General features: G+C 69.6%; 23 protein-coding genes and 1 pseudogene. 11 read left to right on the plus strand and 13 right to left on the minus strand.

What is annotated here, in order from left to right:
* The first annotated feature begins 520 nt into the window (after positions 1 to 520).
* Positions 521 to 2,314 (plus strand): AMP-dependent synthetase/ligase, encoded by a 1,794-nt coding sequence (locus tag LZ604_RS21245; RefSeq protein ID WP_234517007.1) that lies wholly within the window; start codon positions 521 to 523, stop codon positions 2,312 to 2,314.
* Positions 2,315 to 2,416: 102 nt separating this feature from the next.
* Here LZ604_RS21245 and LZ604_RS21250 read toward each other — a convergent pair whose 3' ends face one another.
* The 3 genes from LZ604_RS21250 to LZ604_RS21260 form a co-directional block, all read right to left on the minus strand.
* Complete coding sequence (locus LZ604_RS21250) at positions 2,417 to 3,142, minus strand: DUF3566 domain-containing protein (RefSeq protein ID WP_234517008.1); 726 nt, start codon at positions 3,140 to 3,142, stop codon at positions 2,417 to 2,419.
* 91 nt (positions 3,143 to 3,233) lie between these two features.
* Positions 3,234 to 3,776, minus strand: a complete 543-nt coding sequence (locus LZ604_RS21255; protein ID WP_234517009.1) for a hypothetical protein — start codon at positions 3,774 to 3,776, stop codon at positions 3,234 to 3,236.
* 138 nt (positions 3,777 to 3,914) lie between these two features.
* Positions 3,915 to 4,709, minus strand: a complete 795-nt coding sequence (locus tag LZ604_RS21260; RefSeq protein WP_234517010.1) for an SDR family NAD(P)-dependent oxidoreductase — start codon at positions 4,707 to 4,709, stop codon at positions 3,915 to 3,917.
* A 304-nt stretch (positions 4,710 to 5,013) separates the two neighbouring features.
* Between LZ604_RS21260 and LZ604_RS21265 the strand changes: the two genes are divergently transcribed.
* Positions 5,014 to 5,247: a maleylpyruvate isomerase N-terminal domain-containing protein gene (locus LZ604_RS21265; RefSeq protein WP_234517011.1), complete on the plus strand. Its 234-nt coding sequence runs from the start codon at positions 5,014 to 5,016 to the stop codon at positions 5,245 to 5,247.
* A 109-nt stretch (positions 5,248 to 5,356) separates the two neighbouring features.
* On the opposite strand, the pseudogene LZ604_RS21270 reads toward LZ604_RS21265, so the two are convergent.
* Positions 5,357 to 5,446 (minus strand): annotated as a pseudogene (locus LZ604_RS21270) (transposase); the annotation flags it as partial.
* A gap of 3 nt (positions 5,447 to 5,449) precedes the next feature.
* Between LZ604_RS21270 and LZ604_RS21275 the strand changes: the two are divergent.
* From LZ604_RS21275 to LZ604_RS21290, 4 genes are all read left to right on the plus strand, one after another.
* On the plus strand, positions 5,450 to 6,253 hold the full coding sequence (locus tag LZ604_RS21275; RefSeq protein ID WP_234517088.1) for a hypothetical protein: 804 nt from the start codon (positions 5,450 to 5,452) through the stop codon (positions 6,251 to 6,253).
* A gap of 170 nt (positions 6,254 to 6,423) precedes the next feature.
* On the plus strand, positions 6,424 to 6,873 hold the full coding sequence (locus LZ604_RS21280) for a hypothetical protein (protein WP_234517012.1): 450 nt from the start codon (positions 6,424 to 6,426) through the stop codon (positions 6,871 to 6,873).
* Between the two features lie 162 nt (positions 6,874 to 7,035).
* Positions 7,036 to 7,197: a hypothetical protein gene (locus LZ604_RS21285; protein ID WP_234517013.1), complete on the plus strand. Its 162-nt coding sequence runs from the start codon at positions 7,036 to 7,038 to the stop codon at positions 7,195 to 7,197.
* A 371-nt stretch (positions 7,198 to 7,568) separates the two neighbouring features.
* Entirely contained in the window at positions 7,569 to 8,891 is a 1,323-nt protein-coding gene (locus LZ604_RS21290; protein WP_234517014.1) for an AlbA family DNA-binding domain-containing protein, read from the plus strand.
* Positions 8,892 to 9,126: 235 nt separating this feature from the next.
* Here LZ604_RS21290 and LZ604_RS21295 read toward each other — a convergent pair whose 3' ends face one another.
* The 5 genes from LZ604_RS21295 to LZ604_RS21320 all read right to left on the minus strand — a co-directional run bounded on the left by LZ604_RS21295 (position 9,127) and on the right by LZ604_RS21320 (position 12,166).
* A complete protein-coding gene (locus LZ604_RS21295) occupies positions 9,127 to 10,230 on the minus strand; it encodes a methyltransferase domain-containing protein (protein ID WP_234517015.1) in 1,104 nt (367 codons plus the stop codon).
* Positions 10,227 to 11,204, minus strand: coding sequence for an ATP-grasp ribosomal peptide maturase (gene tgmB, locus LZ604_RS21300; RefSeq protein ID WP_234517016.1), 978 nt, complete (start codon positions 11,202 to 11,204; stop codon positions 10,227 to 10,229). Before tgmB ends, LZ604_RS21295 begins: the two co-directional genes overlap by 4 nt.
* The gene (gene tgmA, locus LZ604_RS21305) at positions 11,201 to 11,425 is read right to left on the minus strand and encodes a putative ATP-grasp-modified RiPP (protein WP_234517017.1); all 225 of its coding nucleotides are present in this window, start codon (positions 11,423 to 11,425) and stop codon (positions 11,201 to 11,203) included. Before tgmA ends, tgmB begins: the two co-directional genes overlap by 4 nt.
* A gap of 107 nt (positions 11,426 to 11,532) precedes the next feature.
* Positions 11,533 to 11,748: a type II secretion system protein GspJ gene (locus LZ604_RS21310; RefSeq protein WP_234517018.1), complete on the minus strand. Its 216-nt coding sequence runs from the start codon at positions 11,746 to 11,748 to the stop codon at positions 11,533 to 11,535.
* A 193-nt stretch (positions 11,749 to 11,941) separates the two neighbouring features.
* Entirely contained in the window at positions 11,942 to 12,166 is a 225-nt protein-coding gene (locus LZ604_RS21320) for a hypothetical protein (protein ID WP_234517019.1), read from the minus strand.
* Between the two features lie 213 nt (positions 12,167 to 12,379).
* On the opposite strand from LZ604_RS21320, the gene LZ604_RS21325 reads away from it, so the two are divergent.
* From LZ604_RS21325 to LZ604_RS21335, 3 genes are read left to right on the plus strand one after another with little or no spacing between them, the layout of a single operon-like run.
* A complete protein-coding gene (locus LZ604_RS21325) occupies positions 12,380 to 12,640 on the plus strand; it encodes a hypothetical protein (RefSeq protein WP_234517020.1) in 261 nt (86 codons plus the stop codon).
* Positions 12,612 to 13,142, plus strand: coding sequence for a DUF6879 family protein (locus tag LZ604_RS21330; protein WP_234517021.1), 531 nt, complete (start codon positions 12,612 to 12,614; stop codon positions 13,140 to 13,142). Before LZ604_RS21325 ends, LZ604_RS21330 begins: the two co-directional genes overlap by 29 nt.
* Positions 13,143 to 13,156: 14 nt before the next feature.
* Positions 13,157 to 14,008 (plus strand): helix-turn-helix domain-containing protein, encoded by an 852-nt coding sequence (locus tag LZ604_RS21335; RefSeq protein WP_234517022.1) that lies wholly within the window; start codon positions 13,157 to 13,159, stop codon positions 14,006 to 14,008.
* Positions 14,009 to 14,049: 41 nt separating this feature from the next.
* Here LZ604_RS21335 and LZ604_RS21340 read toward each other — a convergent pair whose 3' ends face one another.
* Positions 14,050 to 14,667, minus strand: coding sequence for a restriction endonuclease (locus LZ604_RS21340; protein ID WP_308283614.1), 618 nt, complete (start codon positions 14,665 to 14,667; stop codon positions 14,050 to 14,052).
* 125 nt (positions 14,668 to 14,792) lie between these two features.
* On the opposite strand from LZ604_RS21340, the gene LZ604_RS21345 reads away from it, so the two are divergent.
* Positions 14,793 to 15,296, plus strand: coding sequence for a hypothetical protein (locus LZ604_RS21345; RefSeq protein ID WP_234517024.1), 504 nt, complete (start codon positions 14,793 to 14,795; stop codon positions 15,294 to 15,296).
* 194 nt (positions 15,297 to 15,490) lie between these two features.
* Here the strand turns inward: LZ604_RS21345 and LZ604_RS21350 are convergent, their stop codons facing one another.
* Complete coding sequence (locus LZ604_RS21350; protein ID WP_234517025.1) at positions 15,491 to 15,706, minus strand: hypothetical protein; 216 nt, start codon at positions 15,704 to 15,706, stop codon at positions 15,491 to 15,493.
* A 137-nt stretch (positions 15,707 to 15,843) separates the two neighbouring features.
* On the opposite strand from LZ604_RS21350, the gene LZ604_RS21355 reads away from it, so the two are divergent.
* The gene (locus LZ604_RS21355; RefSeq protein WP_234517026.1) at positions 15,844 to 16,200 is read left to right on the plus strand and encodes a hypothetical protein; all 357 of its coding nucleotides are present in this window, start codon (positions 15,844 to 15,846) and stop codon (positions 16,198 to 16,200) included.
* Between the two features lie 33 nt (positions 16,201 to 16,233).
* On the opposite strand, the gene LZ604_RS21360 is transcribed toward LZ604_RS21355, so the two are convergent.
* Together LZ604_RS21360 and LZ604_RS21365 are read right to left on the minus strand one after the other, a co-directional pair.
* A complete protein-coding gene (locus tag LZ604_RS21360) occupies positions 16,234 to 16,728 on the minus strand; it encodes a PaaI family thioesterase (RefSeq protein ID WP_234517027.1) in 495 nt (164 codons plus the stop codon).
* A gap of 284 nt (positions 16,729 to 17,012) precedes the next feature.
* Entirely contained in the window at positions 17,013 to 17,231 is a 219-nt protein-coding gene (locus tag LZ604_RS21365; protein ID WP_234517028.1) for a type 2 periplasmic-binding domain-containing protein, read from the minus strand.
* Positions 17,232 to 17,313: the final 82 nt, after the last annotated feature.

The following is a 17,313-nucleotide window of genomic DNA, read 5'->3' on the forward strand; positions in this document are numbered from 1 at the left end:
GGGACCGCTCCCACGCACGGATCGCACCGAAGCCTTCTTGGAACCGTCACGTTTCAGCCGCGGCCGCTGTGAGAGCCCCGGCCCGACGCCGGCCTGAGCCGGAACCGGTCGAGGCGCTGGGACGCGGCGCCGCCGGGCGGATCCCGGCAGCCGGAGACCGCGGAACGGGTCCCCGTTCGCTCTCTCGGCACGCACACATACTTCCCCCTCAACTGGCCGACGGGCCACAGGGGTTCGTCATTACCGGTCGGTAGAGGGGCCATGCGAACAGACTAGGATCGGGCATGCCCTCCATGACAGAGGAATCGGGCCTTCCTGATCAACCCCTCGAACATGTGAGGATGAAGACGCGGGGAACGCCTTCCTGAAGTACACACGCCCGACATCTTTTCGTGTTCACTTACCGGCTGGTAGTGTCCGATCACGGCTGGTACCGTTCGGGCCGTCGAACGCAAGCCCTTGACGCGGCCCCCCACGCCGCAGCCGACACCGATGTCGACGCCGACAAGGAGCAGCAGCCTTGCGTGAGTTCAGCGTTCCGGCCTTATACGACGTTCCCCCCGACGGCAACCTGGCGCAGGTGGTCGTCCGCAACGCGGCCGAGTTCCCCGATCGGGCCGTGCTCGCCCGCAAGGTGTCCGGACAGTGGCGGGATGTCACCGCCGCCGCTTTCCTCGCCGAAGTACGGGCCGTCGCCAAGGGTCTCATCGCTTCCGGTGTCCAGCCCGGGGAGCGGGTGGCGCTCATGTCCCGGACCCGCTACGAGTGGACGCTGCTGGACTACGCCATCTGGAGCGCCGGCGCGGTCTCCGTCCCCATCTACGAGACGTCCTCCGCCGAGCAGGTGGAGTGGGTCATCGGCGACTCGGGCGCGGTGGCCTGCGTGGTGGAGACCGGGACACACCAGGCGATCGTGGAGCAGGTGCGGGAGCGGACCCCCCTGCTGAAGAACCTCTGGCAGATCGAGGCGGGCGGCGTCGACGAACTCGTCGCGCTCGGCGAAAAGGTGATGGACGCTCAGGTGGACGAGCGCATCGGGGCCGCCGGTGCGGACTCGCTCGCCACCATCGTCTACACCTCCGGCACCACCGGTCGCCCGAAGGGCTGCCTGCTCACCCACCGCAACTTCCTCGCGGAGTGCGGCAACACCATCACCCGGATGAAGCCGATCTTCGCCGAGGACTCCTCCGTCCTGCTCTTCCTGCCGCTCGCGCACGTCCTCGGCCGGGTGGTCGAGGTCGGAGCCATGATGGCACCGGTGAAACTCGGGCACGTCGGTGACATCAAGGACGTCACCGAGGAACTCGCCTCCTTCCGGCCCACCTTCCTGCTGGGCGTGCCCCGCGTCTTCGAGAAGGTGTACAACTCGGCACGGGCCCAGGCACGGGCGAGCGGCAAGGGCAAGATCTTCGACCAGGCCGTGGACACGGCGATCGAGTACAGCAGGGCCCTGGAGACCTCCTCCGGACCCGGCTTCCCGCTGCGGCTGCGGCACAAGCTCTTCGACCGGCTGGTCTACGGCAGGCTGCGCGCGGTTCTCGGCGGGCGGGCCCGGCACGCCATTTCCGGGGGCGCCCCGCTCGGCGAGCGCCTCGGCCACTTCTACCGCGGACTCGGCTTCACCGTGCTCGAAGGCTACGGTCTGGCGGAATCCTGCGCCGCGACCACGCTCAACCCGTGGGACCGGCAGAAGATCGGCACGGTGGGCCTGCCGCTGCCGTGCAGCACGGTGCGCATCGCTGAGGACGGCGAGGTACTGCTGCGCGGCGAGCACCTCTTCACGGGTTACTGGAACAACCAGGAGGCGACCGCGGCGGCGCTCGTCGACGGCTGGTTCCACACCGGCGACATCGGCTCGCTGGACGAGGAGGGCTACCTCCGCATCACCGGCCGGAAGAAGGAGATCATCGTCACCGCGGGAGGCAAGAACGTCGCCCCGGCCGTGATCGAGGACCGCATCCGGGCCCATGCACTGATCGCCGAGTGCATGGTGGTCGGTGATGGCAAGCCCTTCGTCGCTGCCCTGGTGACCATCGACGAGGAGTTCCTGCCGCGCTGGGCCGAGCAGAACAACAAGCCCAAGGGGGTGTCCCCGGCGGAACTCCGCGACGACCCCGAGCTGCTCGCCGAGATACAGCGCGCGGTGGACGACGGCAACGCCGCGGTCTCCAAGGCCGAATCCGTACGCAAGTTCCGCATCCTGGATGCCCAGTTCAGCATGGCCTCGGGCCATCTGACCCCGTCCCTGAAGCTGAAGCGGAACGTGGTGCTGCGGGACTTCGCGGAAGAGATCGAGGGCCTCTACCGCCGCTGAGCGGGGCGACAGCCGTCGTCGGCAGCCGATACGAAGAAGCCTTCGGCCACCGCGCCAGGGCTTCTTCGCATTACCTGTCCGCGCACCGCTGACACGCCCGCCTCACCGCTGTCGGTCCGGTGGACCGTCGGGGGCGGACTCAGGCGGGGCCGGGAGGTCCTCGGCCAGCGTGACCTCGACCCCGCCGGCGAAGCCCGACGACCAGTTGAAGAGGAAGGCGGCCAGTGTCGCGAGGGCGGTGGCCAGTGCGACCTCCACCGCCACGACGGCGATGGTGAAGGCGAGGGTGAGTTGCCAGCCCAGCGACAGCACCGGTTCCTGGCCGAGGACGCTCATCATCATCGTGACCGCCGCCACGGCCACGATCACGCACAGGCCCAGCCCGGCCGACACCAGAAAGCTCGTCGTCATCACCGACCAGGGGTCGGCCTGGGATATCCGCATCCGTGCCTTGCGCCACCGCGGTGTGCGGCTGGTACCCGGCCGCCGTCGAGAGGCGTCGGCGGATGCCTCGGACACTGTTCCGCCGTCACGCCAGGGGGCCGGGGGCGGCTGCCCGTCCCGGCGTTCCGGCGACCCGTTCGCCGCCGCGGCGCCGGCAACCGGCCCGCGGGCCGGTTCCTGGGGGTGGGGTGTGGCGGTGGTGTCGTCGGGCCGGCCCTCCTCACGGCTCTTCGCCGCCGGAGGGCCGGCCCCGGCCGTGTTCCCGGTGCCCGGCGCGGTGTGGTGGCGGAGCTCTTCGCCCCGTCTTCCGTCGTCCCTGCCGGAGGCGTCGCTTCCGGCGGCTTGCCGCTGCGGGGATCCCGTGGCGTGCTCGCCCTGGCTCATCCATCCTCCTCGTGCCTCACGCAACGCCCGTCGCGGCACCGTCGGGATGCGTCCCGGCCGGTCGAGCGCCGCCGACGGTGTGGTCGGGCCCTCAGACGGCCGCCCGTGCTCCGCCGCCGGCCGCTGAGGCGAGATGGTGGCCCGTGATGCGGCCGATCTCGTGCCAGAAGGGCCTGGCCGTCAGGTAGGCGCCCAGCACCGACAGCACTCCCAGGGAGAGATCGACGCTGATCCGGCCCTGCCTGGCCCAGTAGACGTCCTGCAGGTCGAGCAGCAGCGCGAACTCGTCGCAGATCAGCGCGGTCCCGCAGCCGTAGGCGACCGCCACGGCGGGATGTCCGACGGCCCGCTCGTCCCCACGCACCGCGATCAGGCCCAGTCCGGCGAGCGTGGCGATCCCGAAGTTGTAGTGGTGCAGGTGCTCTCCGCCCGCGGAGATGTTTCCCAAGGGCAGCCATCCGCCGCGGATGCCGTGGGTGACGACCCGCACGGCGCCGAAGGTGAGCCCGAAGGACACCCATGTCACCAGCAAGGATCGCTGCACGGGATTGAGATGCCGGTCCGCCGCCTGCCGCCACCGCCGTACGAGCGGCGTCCGGGCCGGTCCACGGCGGGGGGTTGTTGTGGTGCGCATGGTCGACGGCCTCCCGCGCCGAGCAGGCACCGCGCACGACGACGCGGCGCCCGGTGCCGTCCCCCACTGAGGTGCGGTTCAGACGCTATGTGCACACCCGTGGTTCCGCATCTCAGCGCACTGCGGAGGGGAGTGGGTTCACGGCAGGATGGAGTCGACGTAACCGCCGTCGGCACGCAGTGCGCCCCCGGTGGTGGCCGAGGCCTGTTCGGAGCTGAGGTACACGACCATGTGGGCGATCTCCTCCGGCTCGATCAGTCGCTGCAACAGCGACTGCGGCCGGTGCTCGCGCATGAAGGCGCGCTGGGCCTCGTCCCAGGGCAGTTCCCGGTCGACGAGTGAGTAGACGAATTCCTCGACGCCTCCGGTGTGCGTGGGGCCCGCGATGACGCAGTTCACCGTGACACCGGTGCCCGCGGCCTGTTTGGCGAATCCCCGGCTCACCGCGAGCAGCGCCGTCTTGGACACGCCGTAGTGGATCATCTCGGCCGGGATGACGACGGCCGAGTCACTGGCGATGTACTGGACGCGTCCCCAGCCGCGTTCGCTCATGCCTGGCAGGTACAGACGGGTCAGGCGCACCGCGGCCAGTACGTTCACCTCGAAGTAGCGTCGCCATTCCTCATCGGTGATCTCCAGGGGGTCCTTGGCGCCGAAGATCCCGAGATTGTTGACGAGGATGTCGACGTGCGGCAGCGCTTCCGCCGCCTGGCGCGCGCCCTCCTCGGAGGTGACGTCCGCGGCGACCGGCACCACATCGGCTCCGGGCACCTCCTGCATCAGTCGGGCGATGCTGTCCGCCACGCGCTCGGCGGAACGGCCGTTGACACCCACCCGGGCCCCGGCGCGGGCCAGTCCGGTGGCGATCGCCGCGCCGATGCCCTGGGTGGAGCCGGTGACCAGTGCGGTACGGCCCTTCAGATCGATCTGCATCTCGTCACAGCCCTTTCGCGTGCGTGCCCTGGTCTTGAGTACCCGTGCAGTCGTCTCGGCACGGGACTTCCGCGACCATGGCCCCCGGATGGCCGCTCCGCCGGGGCGGCCTCGAGTCCGCCGGGCCCGCAGAGGAACGAGACAGCGGCGGAGCGGATGCGTGGTCAGGTCTGTGCCGGGCGGCGAGTGCGACCTGCTCGGCTTCCAGGGCGTCGCGTCGCGGGGCATGCCACGGGTCAGACGGCGGTGCGGCCGCCGTCCACGGGGAGCACCGCACCGTGCACAAAACCGGCAGGAGGACAGCGTGCCGGTCTGGGAACACTGGAACGCCCTGACCGGGCCGGCCCGTCGTGACGCCTGGCGGGAGGCGGATGCCCGGCACCTGGCCCTGCCGGACTCAGTCGACGGCTCCCAGCGGGCCGCCCTGCGCATCCCCTACTTCAGCGGACCCCTCAGCGTCCCGGAGTACGCCAGCTACCGGCTCTCGGAGCAGTCCGTGCACGCCTGGGACGTGGAAGTCGCCGTGGATTCAGCCTGATCTTGCGAGGAACCCGGGGCGTTCACGCTTGGGAGGAATCGCATCCTGAGTGGGGCGGCGCGGAGCGCCGCCGCATCGCTTCGGAAATGCTCCCATGACGGGGCTGGGCTCAGTCCGGGCGTTTCTGGTTCTCGATGTACTCCTTGACCACGGCCAGTGGTGCCCCACCGCAGGAGCCGGCGAAGTAGGAGGGTGACCAGAAGTGCTCGCTCCACAGGTACTTGCGGAAGTGGGCGTCTCCTCCGGCATCATGCAGGGCTTCAGCATCGTCACGGAGGCCCCGCAGGAAGACTTCGCCCTGACCGCGCAGGAGGTGGCCAACAAGATGCGCGACCAGATGACCAAGGCCGTACACTACGCGGCCCAGCTACGCGCCCTGCAGAAGAAGGGGCTGAGCGCCGACCTCGTGGCGCAGATCGCCGCCGCAGGCGTCGATCAGGGCTGGGCCACGGCGGCAGCTCTCGCCGGGGCGTCGAAGGGCCAGATCGACCAGATCAACGCGCTGCAGAAGACGACCAAGCGCGCGGCGGACAGCGCCGGCCGGGCAGTCGCGGACTCGATGTACGGGTCCGGGATCCGGGCCGCGCAGGGTCTGGTTCGTGGCTTGCAGAGCCAAGAGAAGGCCATCGAAAAGCAGATGATGAAGATCGCCAAGAGCATGCAGAAGGCGATCAAGAAAGCGCTCGGTATCAAGAGCCCCAGCCGAGTGTTCGCCGAGATCGGCCAGTGGATCCCCCGCCGCCTCGCGGCTGGCGTGGAGGGCAGCGCTCATCACGCGACCCGGGCCGTGAACCGGCTCGCTGGTTCCGTGGCCGGAGCCGGAGCGTTCGCCGGCACAGGCCTGGCGATGGGCGGTGGCGGGGGTGGCGTGGTGAACCACTACCACCTGGCCATCACGGTCGAGGGCCACGTGCTGACCGAGCGGAACCTGCGGAACGTCGTCGAGAAGCAGATGCTCCAGCTGGGTATGCGGAATCCGAGGACGTACAGCTCGTACAAGCGCTGACCTCGTTGGTCAGGAGGCCGGACGTGTGTAATGCAGGTCCGGCCTCCATCGTGCACTATGACGGTCCTACGCTTCTCCTGCCGTCACGGTCCGGCAACAACAACCCGCGCTCCGGACGCAGCTGCCACTGTGGCCGCACGCAACTGCAGCACTGTCCAAGGGGGGACCCCGTGCGCCGCTTCATCCTGCCCATCGCCGCCATCCTGCTGACCACCGCCTGCGGGGGCAGCGGGGGGCACTCCGCATCAGCGTCTGCGCACGCCTCGCCTCGGTCGGCCGCGAAGAAGAGCAGCCACGTAGCGGCTGCGCCCACCAAGAGCGCATCGAACGCGGCGAAGCAGAAGCCGAAGCCTTCCCGTTCGTCGAAGACATGCGAGCCCACGCGGGACGTCATCGTCTGGTACAAGACGCCCGAGCTGCCCGACAGCGCACAGGTTTTGGGGAATTACTACGTCGCGACTTGTGAGACGACATTCCAGTCGCTCACGCACACGTCACCGACCGGTGCCGGCTACTGCACCGAGGCGGCGTGGGCGTCCGATAACCCGGGTTACAACGCCGACGCCACGCCGGCGAAGCGCCTGAAGAAGGTGCAGGTGGCTGTCGGCCCCGCCTGCTGATGTTCGGCCCCTCCGTCAATGCGGAACGGCTACCTTTGTGCTGTCCCGCCGTTGAGGGTGTTCGGGACTGCCGGGCCTCCGATAGGGCCCGGCTCCTTCCTGCGGCGTCCGGGCGCAGCGTCGAGCCCCGCCCCGAACGGTGCTCTCGCGTATCGTTCGGCGATGCTGCTGTACCACTTCACCGATGCTGAGCACTGGGAAGGGATCGTCGCGTCCGGCGAGATCCGCGCCCGATGGCCTCGCGACCCCGACGACATGCCGGAGCTCCCGCGCACCGTGCACCGTGCACCTGAGCATCAGCCCCGATCCGGCTTCCCTCCCTGAGAAGTTCGGCGCCCTCCCGATACGGATCACCGTCAAGGTCCCTGACGCCGAGGCTCACCGGTGGGTGCCTTGGGCCTGGCGGCGTCTGCCTCCGGGAGCTGCCGAGACGCTCACGTCCACGCGGTTTGGGGGAGATCCGGGCGCCTGGTACATCATCGAGCGGTCGCTGCCGGCAGCCGAGTGGGTTGAGGCGGTCGACCTGGTCTCGCGTGTGCCCCTGTGGCCGCCCTCTGCGGCAGAGGCCGTAACCGCATAGGGGACGCGGTTCCGCGTCTTTGAACTGCTGTTTCGATGGCTGCTGGCACGTCCGTGGCACGGTCGGGCGGCTCGGGGAAAGCTCTCACCCCGCTGTGCGCTCCTATGCTGACGCAATGGCCACCTCATGGACTCGCATTCATCAGGAACTCGGCGCTCCGCCCGTCCCGGTCACCTACGAGATGATCGAGCAGGCTGCGGCCGAGATCGAGGGGGAGCGGGATGATCTCGACTGGAAGCGCGATCTTCCGAAGAAGGCCGAGCCGGGCGAGTGGAACGAGTTCGCGAAGGACGTCGCCGCGATGGCCAACGCTCGCGGCGGCCTGCTTATCTATGGGGTCCGCAACGACCGCACCATCACCGGCATCGACCCGGACGCCGCCAACACAGAGCATCTGTACAAATGGCTGCGGGCGAACACGCAACCCTTCGTGACCGGCGTCGATGCGTACATACGCTCATCCGCTGACGGCAGCAAGAGCGTCTTGGTAGTCGATGTCCCAGCGAGCGCCATGGCGCCACACTTCGTCCTCGGCACGTCGCCCCGCGAGAAGCAGTTGCACGCGTTTGCAGTGCCTTTCCGGTACGCGGACCACACCGGATGGCTCGCCGAGCACGAGATCGACAGGGCTTACCGGGAGCGCTTCGCGCGGCAGGCCGAAGCCGACCGAGCTCTGGCGCGGCAGCTTGAGCAGACCCGGGAAGTCGTTTTGACGGAGGGTGACCCGATGGTCGCGTGGCTCATCGTCGTATCCCGCCCGGCACGGCCTGTCCCCCCGCTAGTGCCTGCACCTACAAGGGATGAAGCCCGGAAGGTCCTCAGGGCTGCGCTCGGCACGGCGGCCGACATGTTGGGCGACTTTCGAGGCCCAGCCCTCATGCGCGACGCCCTCGCCGGAGCGCCCAAGGTCGGGTTGCGGCGCTGGGTTGAGGGCAACTTCCTGCAGCCGTTCCAGGGAGCACATCCAAACAGCCGACTCATGCTGGTGGAACTGCACCATGACGGAACGGTCGTGTACGCCGTCGACGTGTCGCGCTATGTGCTGCAGAAGAACGAGGTCCCCAAGAGTCCGATCCATATGCCGTACGTGCCCGTCGAAACCAGGACCGTGCAGATCGGCGTATGCGAGGCCGTCGCTCTCGCCCACGAGTCCCGGTTCGCACGTCGCATCGACAGTGGCAGCGACCTGACCGCAGTGATCGTCTGCGATCCCGCGGCTCATGAGAGGCCGCCCATCCTCCACTACATCGGATTCGCGCCGCTCATTGAGAATCACTCGTTCTTGGAGGTGCCCTCGCACGCGAGAACGCCGATGAAGATCCTTCCTGCGGGCTCTGAGCTGCCCGGGGCAGCGAGTCGCGTTGTGCTTCGGGACTGCGCTCAGTCGCTATCCTCCGGGCTGCTGAACCAGTTCGGCGTGGAATCCAACGTGGTCTGACGGGGGCAGCGGGTGCTGACGCTGGCCGCGAACGCGGACGGCCCGCTGCCGGGTGGGTGCAGCGGGCCGCGCGTGCGGCGCCCAGGAGGCGCCATGAGGGTCAGAGGAAAGTCTAGGCGCCCGGGCTGGTCATGGGCGCAGAACGAAGCCCGCCCCGCCAGAGGTTTCCGGTCCTCCAACGGGGCGGGCGGTCCCCTCACCGCGGTTTCCGGTCCACGGCAAGGGGAGCTTGCGGCTACTCGACGGCAGCGGTGGGCAGTGGACGGCTTGGGGAGTCCAGCCAGACGCGTTGCCCGGCGGCGGTCGAGGTAACGCCGAAGCGCTCCCGGCCCGGCCGCCCGTGCGCTGCCCAGAGCTCGTGCGCGGCCTCCACCGCGTCCCACAGCGCCCGCGGCCCGGCCTGCCACACGATCCCGCCCTCGGCCCGCGCCCAGGCTCCGTCAGCGCCCCACAGCTCCACAGCCGCCACCCGCCCTTCGTCGTTGCGCTCCAGGGCGAACGCCGTACCAGGTGCGGCCAGCGACACGACGAAACGAAACGAGTCGTCCTCGTCGAACGCGACCAGGTCGAGGCTCGTGGGCCGGTCGCTCGTCGAGTCCGGACTGCCCGGGTGCGGCGCGGTACCGGTGGTGGCGGCGTCGCGGACGGCCATGAAGTACGAGCCCGCCGGAAGGAACCGGCCCTCGGCGCGCCCGTCGTAGCTGACGACCAGGCGCACCGTCCCCCAGCCCACCGGACAGACGATCACACCGCCCGGCTTCACCTGCTCCAGCCACGAGGCCGGGATCGCGGTGAAGCCGCATGTGGCGATCAGCCGGTCGTACGGTGCCGGGGCCGGGTACCCGTCGCGGCCGTCCCCGGCGACGACCTGCGGGGTGTATCCGCAGCGCCGCAGCCTGCTCCTCGCCAGCTGCGCGAGCTCCGGGTCCACCTCCATGGTGACGACCTTGTGGCTGCCGAGCCGCTCGCAGAGCAGGGCCGCGTTGTAGCCGGTCCCGGTGGCCACCTCGAGCACCCGGTGCCCGTCCGCGACGTCGAGAGCCTGCAGCATGGCGAGCATCAGGCCGGGCGCCGTGGACGACGAGGTGGCCACGCCGTCGGTCATCTGCGTCGCCAGCGCGTCGTCCACGTACACCAGGTCAAGCCAGTCCGGATCAGTGAACAGCACATGCCGGACCTCGGCGTCGACCAGGCTCCAGAACTCCGGCACGAACGGGTGCCGGGGAACGGTCTCGAACACCTTGCGCCACGTCGGGTCGTACAGCTGGCCGCTGGCCAGGAGGTCGTCGGCTAGGGCCGCGCGCAGCTGCTCGGCGCGCTCTTCGGTCTGCGTCGTCATGGTCGTTCTCCGGCGAGTAGGTCAGCGATGTGCGCGGCGATCGGCAGGCCCGTCTTGTTCTGGATCCAGGACCACTCTCCGGAGGGGTTGCACTCGAACATCACCCAGTCGCCGGCCGGGGTGACGGCGAAGTCGAACGCGCCGAAGTTGAGCCGGAAGTGTTCCATCCAGCCCAGCACGCCCGCCCGTACGTCGTCGGGCACATCGCAGATGTCGTAGCTGAGGGCGGCGTAGTCGCTGCGCCAGTCCACCCGGGCGGCGTCGCTGCCGGCGTGGATCTCGGCGGCGAACAGGTCCGTTCCCACGGCAGTGAGGCGCACCTCGTGGGCCTTGGGGATCCATTCCTGGAACAGGTGGGCCGTCAGGGTCACGGAGTCGTCGATGGTGTCGGGGTCGACCAAGTGGGTCGGCACCCCGGTGCGGCGGCCATCGGGGTACTCCAGCGGGCCGCCCATGAGCGGCTTGCAGATCACCCGGCCGCCCACGTCCTGGCAGAACTTCCGGGCCGCGGCCGGGTCGGTGGTGATGAGCGAGCGAGGCGTGCGGAGCCCATGCGCGGCCGCCACGGGGAGCTGGCCCGGCTTGTGGGAGGCGATGCCGTCCACGTCCGGCCGGTTGGCCCACGCCACCGGCAGCGCGTACAGGGTGCCCAGCAGCCCAGCGAGAGCCTGCTCCTTGGCCCACGCGCGGTGGGGCTCCTGCAGCTCCTCGGAGACGGCGGGAAGGCGGGGCCGCCTGTAGTAGACGGCCCTCACCTCCTCCAGCCGCACGGAGCGCAACTCGTCAGCCAGGACCCCCGCCCAAGGTGCCGCGGCGTGTTCGACGGAGAGCGAGATGGAGAGGGGGAAGTCCCCCATGTCGAACCTCATCACGGACACGTGCCGGGCCGAGAGTTCGTCGACCACGAGGTCCGCTGCGGGGTCCAGTTCCTTGGTGACGACCAGCACCGGGCCGCCGGACAGGTGCTGTGTCACCGAATGACGTACGGGTCGGCGGTGTCGTCGTTCTGGCTGTCCCAGTTCGTGTTGGTACAGCTTCCGTTCAGCGATGTGGATCGGCTCCACAGAGAGCCGGAGCCGTCGGTCAGCACGTTGACCTGGCGGGCGCGGTCGTACGCGAACGAGCCAGCCTTCAGGGTCACGGTGTAGGGGGTGCGCTCGGCGCGGACGCCGAACGGGAGGGCTGCTGTACGCATGATCGTCTCCTTGGAGTGATGATGTGCGGAGTGTTCTCCTGCGTGCCCGGAGCGGGTCGCAGGGGCCGCCCGTCCCCCGGTGCATGGGGTACGGGACGGGCGGAGCTTTATGAGGGCTTGATGGCCGCCTGGTAGGTGCCCCACAGCTCCTCGGCGGTCGGGCACAGGGCGCTGTCGACGGCGCAGACGGCGCAGCCGCGGCAGTGGTCTATGTACGTCCGATAGGCGCGCTGAACACGGGCTTCCCGGCTGTTGCTGGCGATGCGCTGCAGGCGGCCGCGGCCGCTGCCCGCGGGCACGTACGCCCAACCTGCGCGACTCACGGCCGCCGCCTTGGGTGGTCGTCTTTGTGTTCGCGGATCTCGACGTTGCAGTCCGAGACCCTCGAGTAGTCCCTGGCCTCCGCAGCCTCTGCGCGTTGCTTGGCCAGAGCCGTGCACACGCGGCAGTGCGGCGCGGGAGCGGGCCATTCTAGGGGCAACGGCAGGTCGACGGGCGCGCTCATCGTCGTGTCGATCATGACCAGCGCACCGCCTTCCATGCCTGCTGCAGCTGCCTGCCCGGTCCGCAGGGGGCGATGTTGTGCGCGCAGGCGGGGCAGTGGCCGTAGTGCTGGATGAGCGCCTTGTAGGCCGCGTAGGAGGGCTTCGCGGTGAAGGCCTTGGCGGCCCGGGCGAGCGCGTCACGCTCCCTCTGTGGGCGTTGTTCTGCCGCAGTGGTCGGGTCGGCTGTGGCGTGCATGGCGTCGACGCTCCTTCACAGCGTTGGCCACGCCCCGGGAGGCTCCACCGCCTCATCGGGGTTTTGTCGTGGCTGCCGACGCTAGAAGCGTGCACACCGTCACAGCCAGCAGTGTGCACTGATGTACACGCGTCCTGTTTATGGTGTTGCCTGCCATGCTCTCCGCACAATGGTGGTGTACATCCCTGAACACGTCGAGCATCGGAGGCGACTGTGGATCTACAGTTCATCGGGATCGACCCAAACACCGGGGATGGCGAGAGCCCCACCGTGTGGGTCGACCAGGAGGCGAAGGAGCTTGTGCTCCAGGGCTGGAAGCCGGAGCCGGACCTCGAGGCCGCATGCGCGGCGTTCGAGGTACCCGGGCACGCGGTGGGGATCCCGGACCACGAAGCCGTAATCCGGATCCCCGCCAGGATGGTGCCGATGATCAGGGAGGCGTGCGATGCCGTCGAGCGTGCCGACTTGGCCTGAACTCCTCGGCTCGGCCACCCGCACGGCCATTCACCTGGAGATGCGCGACTCCTACGCCGTCGACTACGAGAAAGGTCCGTTCGCCGCCTGGCGGGCCGGCTTCCGCCACGACCCGGCGGACCGCGCGTCCTGGTGGCGGCCGTGGCTCGACCTCATCCAAGAGACGGTGGGTCGCGGCGTCATCGTCCGCCGCGCCCGGATCGTGTCCGAGCCCGTCAGCGAGTACACCCGGTTCCTCTACGACGGCACCTTCACCAACGTGGCCGCCGGCGAGCAGGTGCGCTGGCTCCCCCGCCGCCGCGCCTCCGACATTCCGCTGCCGGGCAATGACTTCTGGCTGATCGACGGCCGCCTGGTCCGGTGGAACCACTTCACCGGCGAGGGCGCCTCGGCGGGCGGAGAGATCAGCGAGGACCCGGCCGCCGCCAAGCTGTGCGCCGACGCCTTCGAAGAGGTGTGGGCGCGCGCCATCCCGCACGACCAGTACACGATCAGCCAGTAAGGTCAGGCCAGCTCATGCCCATGTCCCCGTCCTCCTCGGCCCAGGTCGCCCGCGAAGCTGTCGCGCAGCGCCTGAAGGAACTCCGGGCCGACGCCGGGATCACAGGGCCTGAGCTGGCCACCCGCTGCGGTTGGTCCCACCCCAAGACCTACCGGATCGAGGGCGCCCGCACGCCGCCGTCGGCCGACGACATCCGCCGCTGGTGCGAAGCCTGCGGTGCCGCAGGCCAGGCCGACGACATCATCGCCCAGTCACGCACCGCCCAGTCGATGTACACCGAGTGGCGGCGCAAGTCCCGCACCGGGCTGAAGCAGTTGCAGCAGAGCTACGTGCCGCTGTTCAAGGCGACGAAGCTGTTCCGGGTCTACTCGCCCACCATGGTCCCCGGGCTGCTCCAGACCGAGGGCTACGCCCGTGGACTCATGTCCTCGATCACCCGTTTCCGCGGCATCCCCGACGACGTTGCTGACGCCGTCGCCGCCCGGCTCGAGCGGTCCCGCATCATCCACGAGCCCGGCCGCCGGTTCTCGCTGGTCATCGAAGAACCGGTCCTCCACTATCAGTTGGGGGACCAGGACGCGATGGCTGCTCAGCTTGGCTACCTCCTCACGGCTGGGGCGCTGCCGCAGGTGTCGCTGGGCATCATCCCCAGCGCGACCATCGCGCGCCCCATGTGGCCGCAGGAGCTGTTCCACCTGTACGACGAGAGCCTTGTGTCCGTGGAATTGCTGGCCGCCCGCGTGCAGATCACACAGCCCACCGAGATCGCCCTGTACGTAAAGGCGTTCGATGGCCTGCGCGGCCTGGCCGTGTACGGGGCAGACGCCCGCGCCCTGATCGTGAAGGCCATCGAAGCACTCCACTGACCCGCAGAGCTTTGCCGGGCCCGTTGCGACGTACCTGATGGCTAAGCGGCTGGCACGCTTGCCTGATGCCACGGGGCCGGGCCGGTCTGCGAGGCCCAGCCGGCGAGGGCGTGCTCGTCATACAGGCGGATGCGCTGCGCGTTGGCGTAGCCGATGGCCTGCCGGGTGAAGGTGCTGGTGGTGACCATGACGGCGATGTGGGCGCCATGGACGCTGTAGCAGGTGCCGCCGAAGCGCTGCGCGTCCGGGGAGCCGACCTTGTTGGTGAGCCCGTAGCGCTTGCACTGGATGACGATGCGGTGGCCGGTGGGGGCGGTGGCGATGACGTCGGCTCCCAGGTCTCCGGCTCCGCCGACGACCCTGACGTCCGTGCAGCCGTCGCGCCGGCACAGGTAGGCGATGGCGTGCTCGAACTCGTTCGGGCTCATGGTGTGGTAGCGGGCGACCTCGCGGGACTGTACGTCGCGGATCTGCGCAAGGCGCGCGGCATCGAGGCGGCGTTGCTCGGCCTTGCGGGCGCGGCGCACCACGTAGGCACCGCTGGCGGCGAACGCGGCGAGAAGCAGCGGGATACCGAGGGCCGGTTCGTGCTTGACCAACTGGAGGAGGATCGCGAGCGGGACGCCGACGCCCCATATGGCGACGAGGACGTAGAACATGCAGGATGAACCGCGGGTGCGGCGTGGCGACATGAAGGTCCCCCCGAGACGTGATCGGTGGCGGAAGCGTAGCTGTACTGCGCAGAGACTGTGGCCAGTTGGGGGATGCGGGCTATCGTCCCCGCATGAACTGGGGAGACGTCCCGGCCTGGGGGGCCTTGGTGGTGGCGGTCGTGGCGGCCGTGTTCAGCGGCCTAGCCCTGAAGCACAGCAGGCAGTCGGCCGAAGCCGCGGAGCAATCGGCGATCGCATCTGACCGGTCCGCGGCGGCGGCGGAGCGGTCGGCTGCGGCCGACGAGGCCGCGCTCACCGAGATGCGGCGCGAAGCGCAGGAGCGGCGGAACGCGGAAGCTGAAGCGACGCGGCCGAAGCCGGACTTGAGGGTGACCCGGACGGGCGGCGTTCAGTACGTCCTACGGAACGTCGGTACAGGGGCTGCCATCAACGTGACCGTCGTCCGGGCCGGAAAGCCAGGCCAGTGCAGAAGCCTGCCCGATGGGGCGACGCTGCAGCCCGGCGAAGGGCATGAGTTCCAGATCCTCACGGCGATGGGCATGCCCGTTCCAACGACGATCTACGTGACGTGGGATGGGCAGGACGATCCCGTGGCGCTGGAAGTGCCGCTGTGACGGGCGGCCGGACCCCTAGTGATGGAGCAGATTCGGCTCACTAGGTATGACGACGGCCTCGTGGCATCCGATTTTGGGAGGCCGCTGGACTGCCCGAAGCTCGAAACTTCCCAGCTCAGAGCCGACATCAGGGGCGAAACCGGTTTCGGGGTGGGTGAAACCGCAACCCCTTCCCGAAACCGGCTCAAGGGCCCCTACTCGCCGTCCTCGACGGCCGGCAGGTCGGTGTAGCGGAGGCCCTTGGCGCCGCCGCAGCACTCTCGGATCGTGAGCTGCCGGGTGGACACCTTGAACGGCTTGAGAGCCGCGCTGAGCGCCGTGGACGCGTCTGCCGCGTCCATCTCCGTCCACGGCTTGTAGAGGTCGGCCCGGTAGGTGGCGAGGGCCTCGACGAGCCGGTGGGAGTGCACGGTCTCGACGCCGTCGGGCCAGATAGCCCTCAGGTGGTCGAGGACCGTCTCGACGTCCTTCTCCTCGACCTGCTGGCCGATTGACTGCCCGGACAGGGTGCCGGCCGCGGTGCGGAGCGCGAGGTTAGTTAACCGCGTTGATCCCCACGGCGGAGGTCGATCTGCTGTGGGAGCGGCTCGATCTGGTGGCGACCCGCTTCCGGGACGTGCAGGCCTTCGGCCGGCTCGTCCCCGGCCGCATCGCGGTGCGGCCCACCGACCCGCAGCGGACCCTGTGTCTGCTTCTGGGCTCCGAACTGCACATCTACCCGTGCGAGCCCGCCGAGCCGACCGGCGCCCTCTCCGGTTCCGCGGAGGCGATGCTGCGCCTCGTCTACGGCCGCAACCGGCCCGAGGCGGACGCTGTCACCGTGACCGGCGCGGCGACGCTCCCGGACCCGCGCTCGCTCTTCCCCGGGTACGGACCGGGGCATCCGCCGCGTCTCGGCCCATGAGCGGGCGGGTGGGCGAGCAGACCACGCGGCCGCTCAGGACCCGGACGTCGGGAACAGGACGCAGGTGCTGGTGGCGTGGGCGAGCAGGCGGTCCGCTCCGTCGAACAGCTGGGCCTGGGCAAGGGCGGTGCGACGGCCGCTGCTGAGCACGGTGCCCACGGCCCGCACCTCGCCCGTGTCGACGGTGACCGGGCGCAGGAACTTCACCGTCAGATCCAGCGAGGTGTAGCCCATGCCCCCGGGCAAGGTGGAGTGGACCGCACATCCGGCCGCGGAATCGAGGAGGGTCGCGTAGACGCCGCCGTGCACACTGCCGATCGGGTTGTAGTGCTCCTCACCCGGGACCAGCGAGAACACCGCACGACCCCGCTCGACCTCCAGCAGCGCCATGCCCAGCGTCGCGCTGAGGGGCGGGGCTGGCAGACGCCCGGCGAGCATGTCGTGCAGCAGTTCGAGACCGGACGTGCGGCCCGCGGCCTCCGCGGTGATCGCGGGGTCGTCCCACTCGTACGTACGTGATCTTCCCATGCCCCGGGGCCTCCCTGTTCCGACTTCGCCTTGCGACGCTAACCGGCCGCCGGGCTGACTGTCAATGACGAAAGTCAGCTGGTGATCGGTCACCGGCCGGCTGTTCGAAGGCGGCGATGAGGCGTCCCAGGTCCTGCCGCCGTGAGTCGGCCGGCCACACCGCCCATGTCCGGCGGATGAGCGGTGGCCGATCAGTGGCGACCAGGCCACACCGTCGGGAATGGGCTACGACCAGTCCGGTGGCGCCAGCACGAAGGCCCGGCCGGCACCGACGGCCGCCGGCTTCACCTCCGCGATCGGCCGCTGCCCCTCCGGGGCCTGTGGCCCCCCGGGTCGAGGCCGTGGCTGGGCAGGATCGCGGTCAGCTCGTCGCACCAGGCGGGGCTGTCCGAGCGGGGGAAGGCCACCCACTGCAGACCGGCCAGCCGATCCAGCGCGATCCCCTCGGCCTCGGCCGGCTCCGCGGCCGGCAGTACGCCCTGCCGTTCCCGGTCGACCAGCAAGGACGCCGCCTCCCCCTCCGCTGTACCGGGCGATCATCCGCAGCGCCTGATCGTCCGCCCAAGGACCACACGCGCATCCCCG

The sequence above is a fragment of the Streptomyces glomeratus genome (assembly GCF_021462825.1).
GTDB lineage: Bacteria > Actinomycetota > Actinomycetes > Streptomycetales > Streptomycetaceae > Streptomyces > Streptomyces glomeratus.

Bases quoted from the DNA above. Each gene is read 5' to 3' on its own strand.
- LZ604_RS21285 (WP_234517013.1), top strand. From the start codon at position 7,036: ATGCTGCTGTACCACTTCACCGATGCTGAGCACTGGGAAGGGATCGTC.
- LZ604_RS21260 (WP_234517010.1), bottom strand. From the start codon at position 4,709: ATGCAGATCGATCTGAAGGGCCGTACCGCACTGGTCACCGGCTCCACC.
- LZ604_RS21360 (WP_234517027.1), bottom strand. From the start codon at position 16,728: ATGGGAAGATCACGTACGTACGAGTGGGACGACCCCGCGATCACCGCG.
- LZ604_RS21250 (WP_234517008.1), bottom strand. From the start codon at position 3,142: ATGAGCCAGGGCGAGCACGCCACGGGATCCCCGCAGCGGCAAGCCGCC.
- LZ604_RS21290 (WP_234517014.1), top strand. From the start codon at position 7,569: ATGGCCACCTCATGGACTCGCATTCATCAGGAACTCGGCGCTCCGCCC.
- LZ604_RS21340 (WP_308283614.1), bottom strand. From the start codon at position 14,667: ATGTTCTACGTCCTCGTCGCCATATGGGGCGTCGGCGTCCCGCTCGCG.
- LZ604_RS21330 (WP_234517021.1), top strand. From the start codon at position 12,612: ATGCCGTCGAGCGTGCCGACTTGGCCTGAACTCCTCGGCTCGGCCACC.
- LZ604_RS21335 (WP_234517022.1), top strand. From the start codon at position 13,157: ATGCCCATGTCCCCGTCCTCCTCGGCCCAGGTCGCCCGCGAAGCTGTC.
- LZ604_RS21345 (WP_234517024.1), top strand. From the start codon at position 14,793: ATGAACTGGGGAGACGTCCCGGCCTGGGGGGCCTTGGTGGTGGCGGTC.
- LZ604_RS21295 (WP_234517015.1), bottom strand. From the start codon at position 10,230: ATGACGACGCAGACCGAAGAGCGCGCCGAGCAGCTGCGCGCGGCCCTA.
- tgmA (WP_234517017.1), bottom strand. From the start codon at position 11,425: ATGCGTACAGCAGCCCTCCCGTTCGGCGTCCGCGCCGAGCGCACCCCC.
- LZ604_RS21255 (WP_234517009.1), bottom strand. From the start codon at position 3,776: ATGCGCACCACAACAACCCCCCGCCGTGGACCGGCCCGGACGCCGCTC.
- LZ604_RS21320 (WP_234517019.1), bottom strand. From the start codon at position 12,166: ATGCACGCCACAGCCGACCCGACCACTGCGGCAGAACAACGCCCACAG.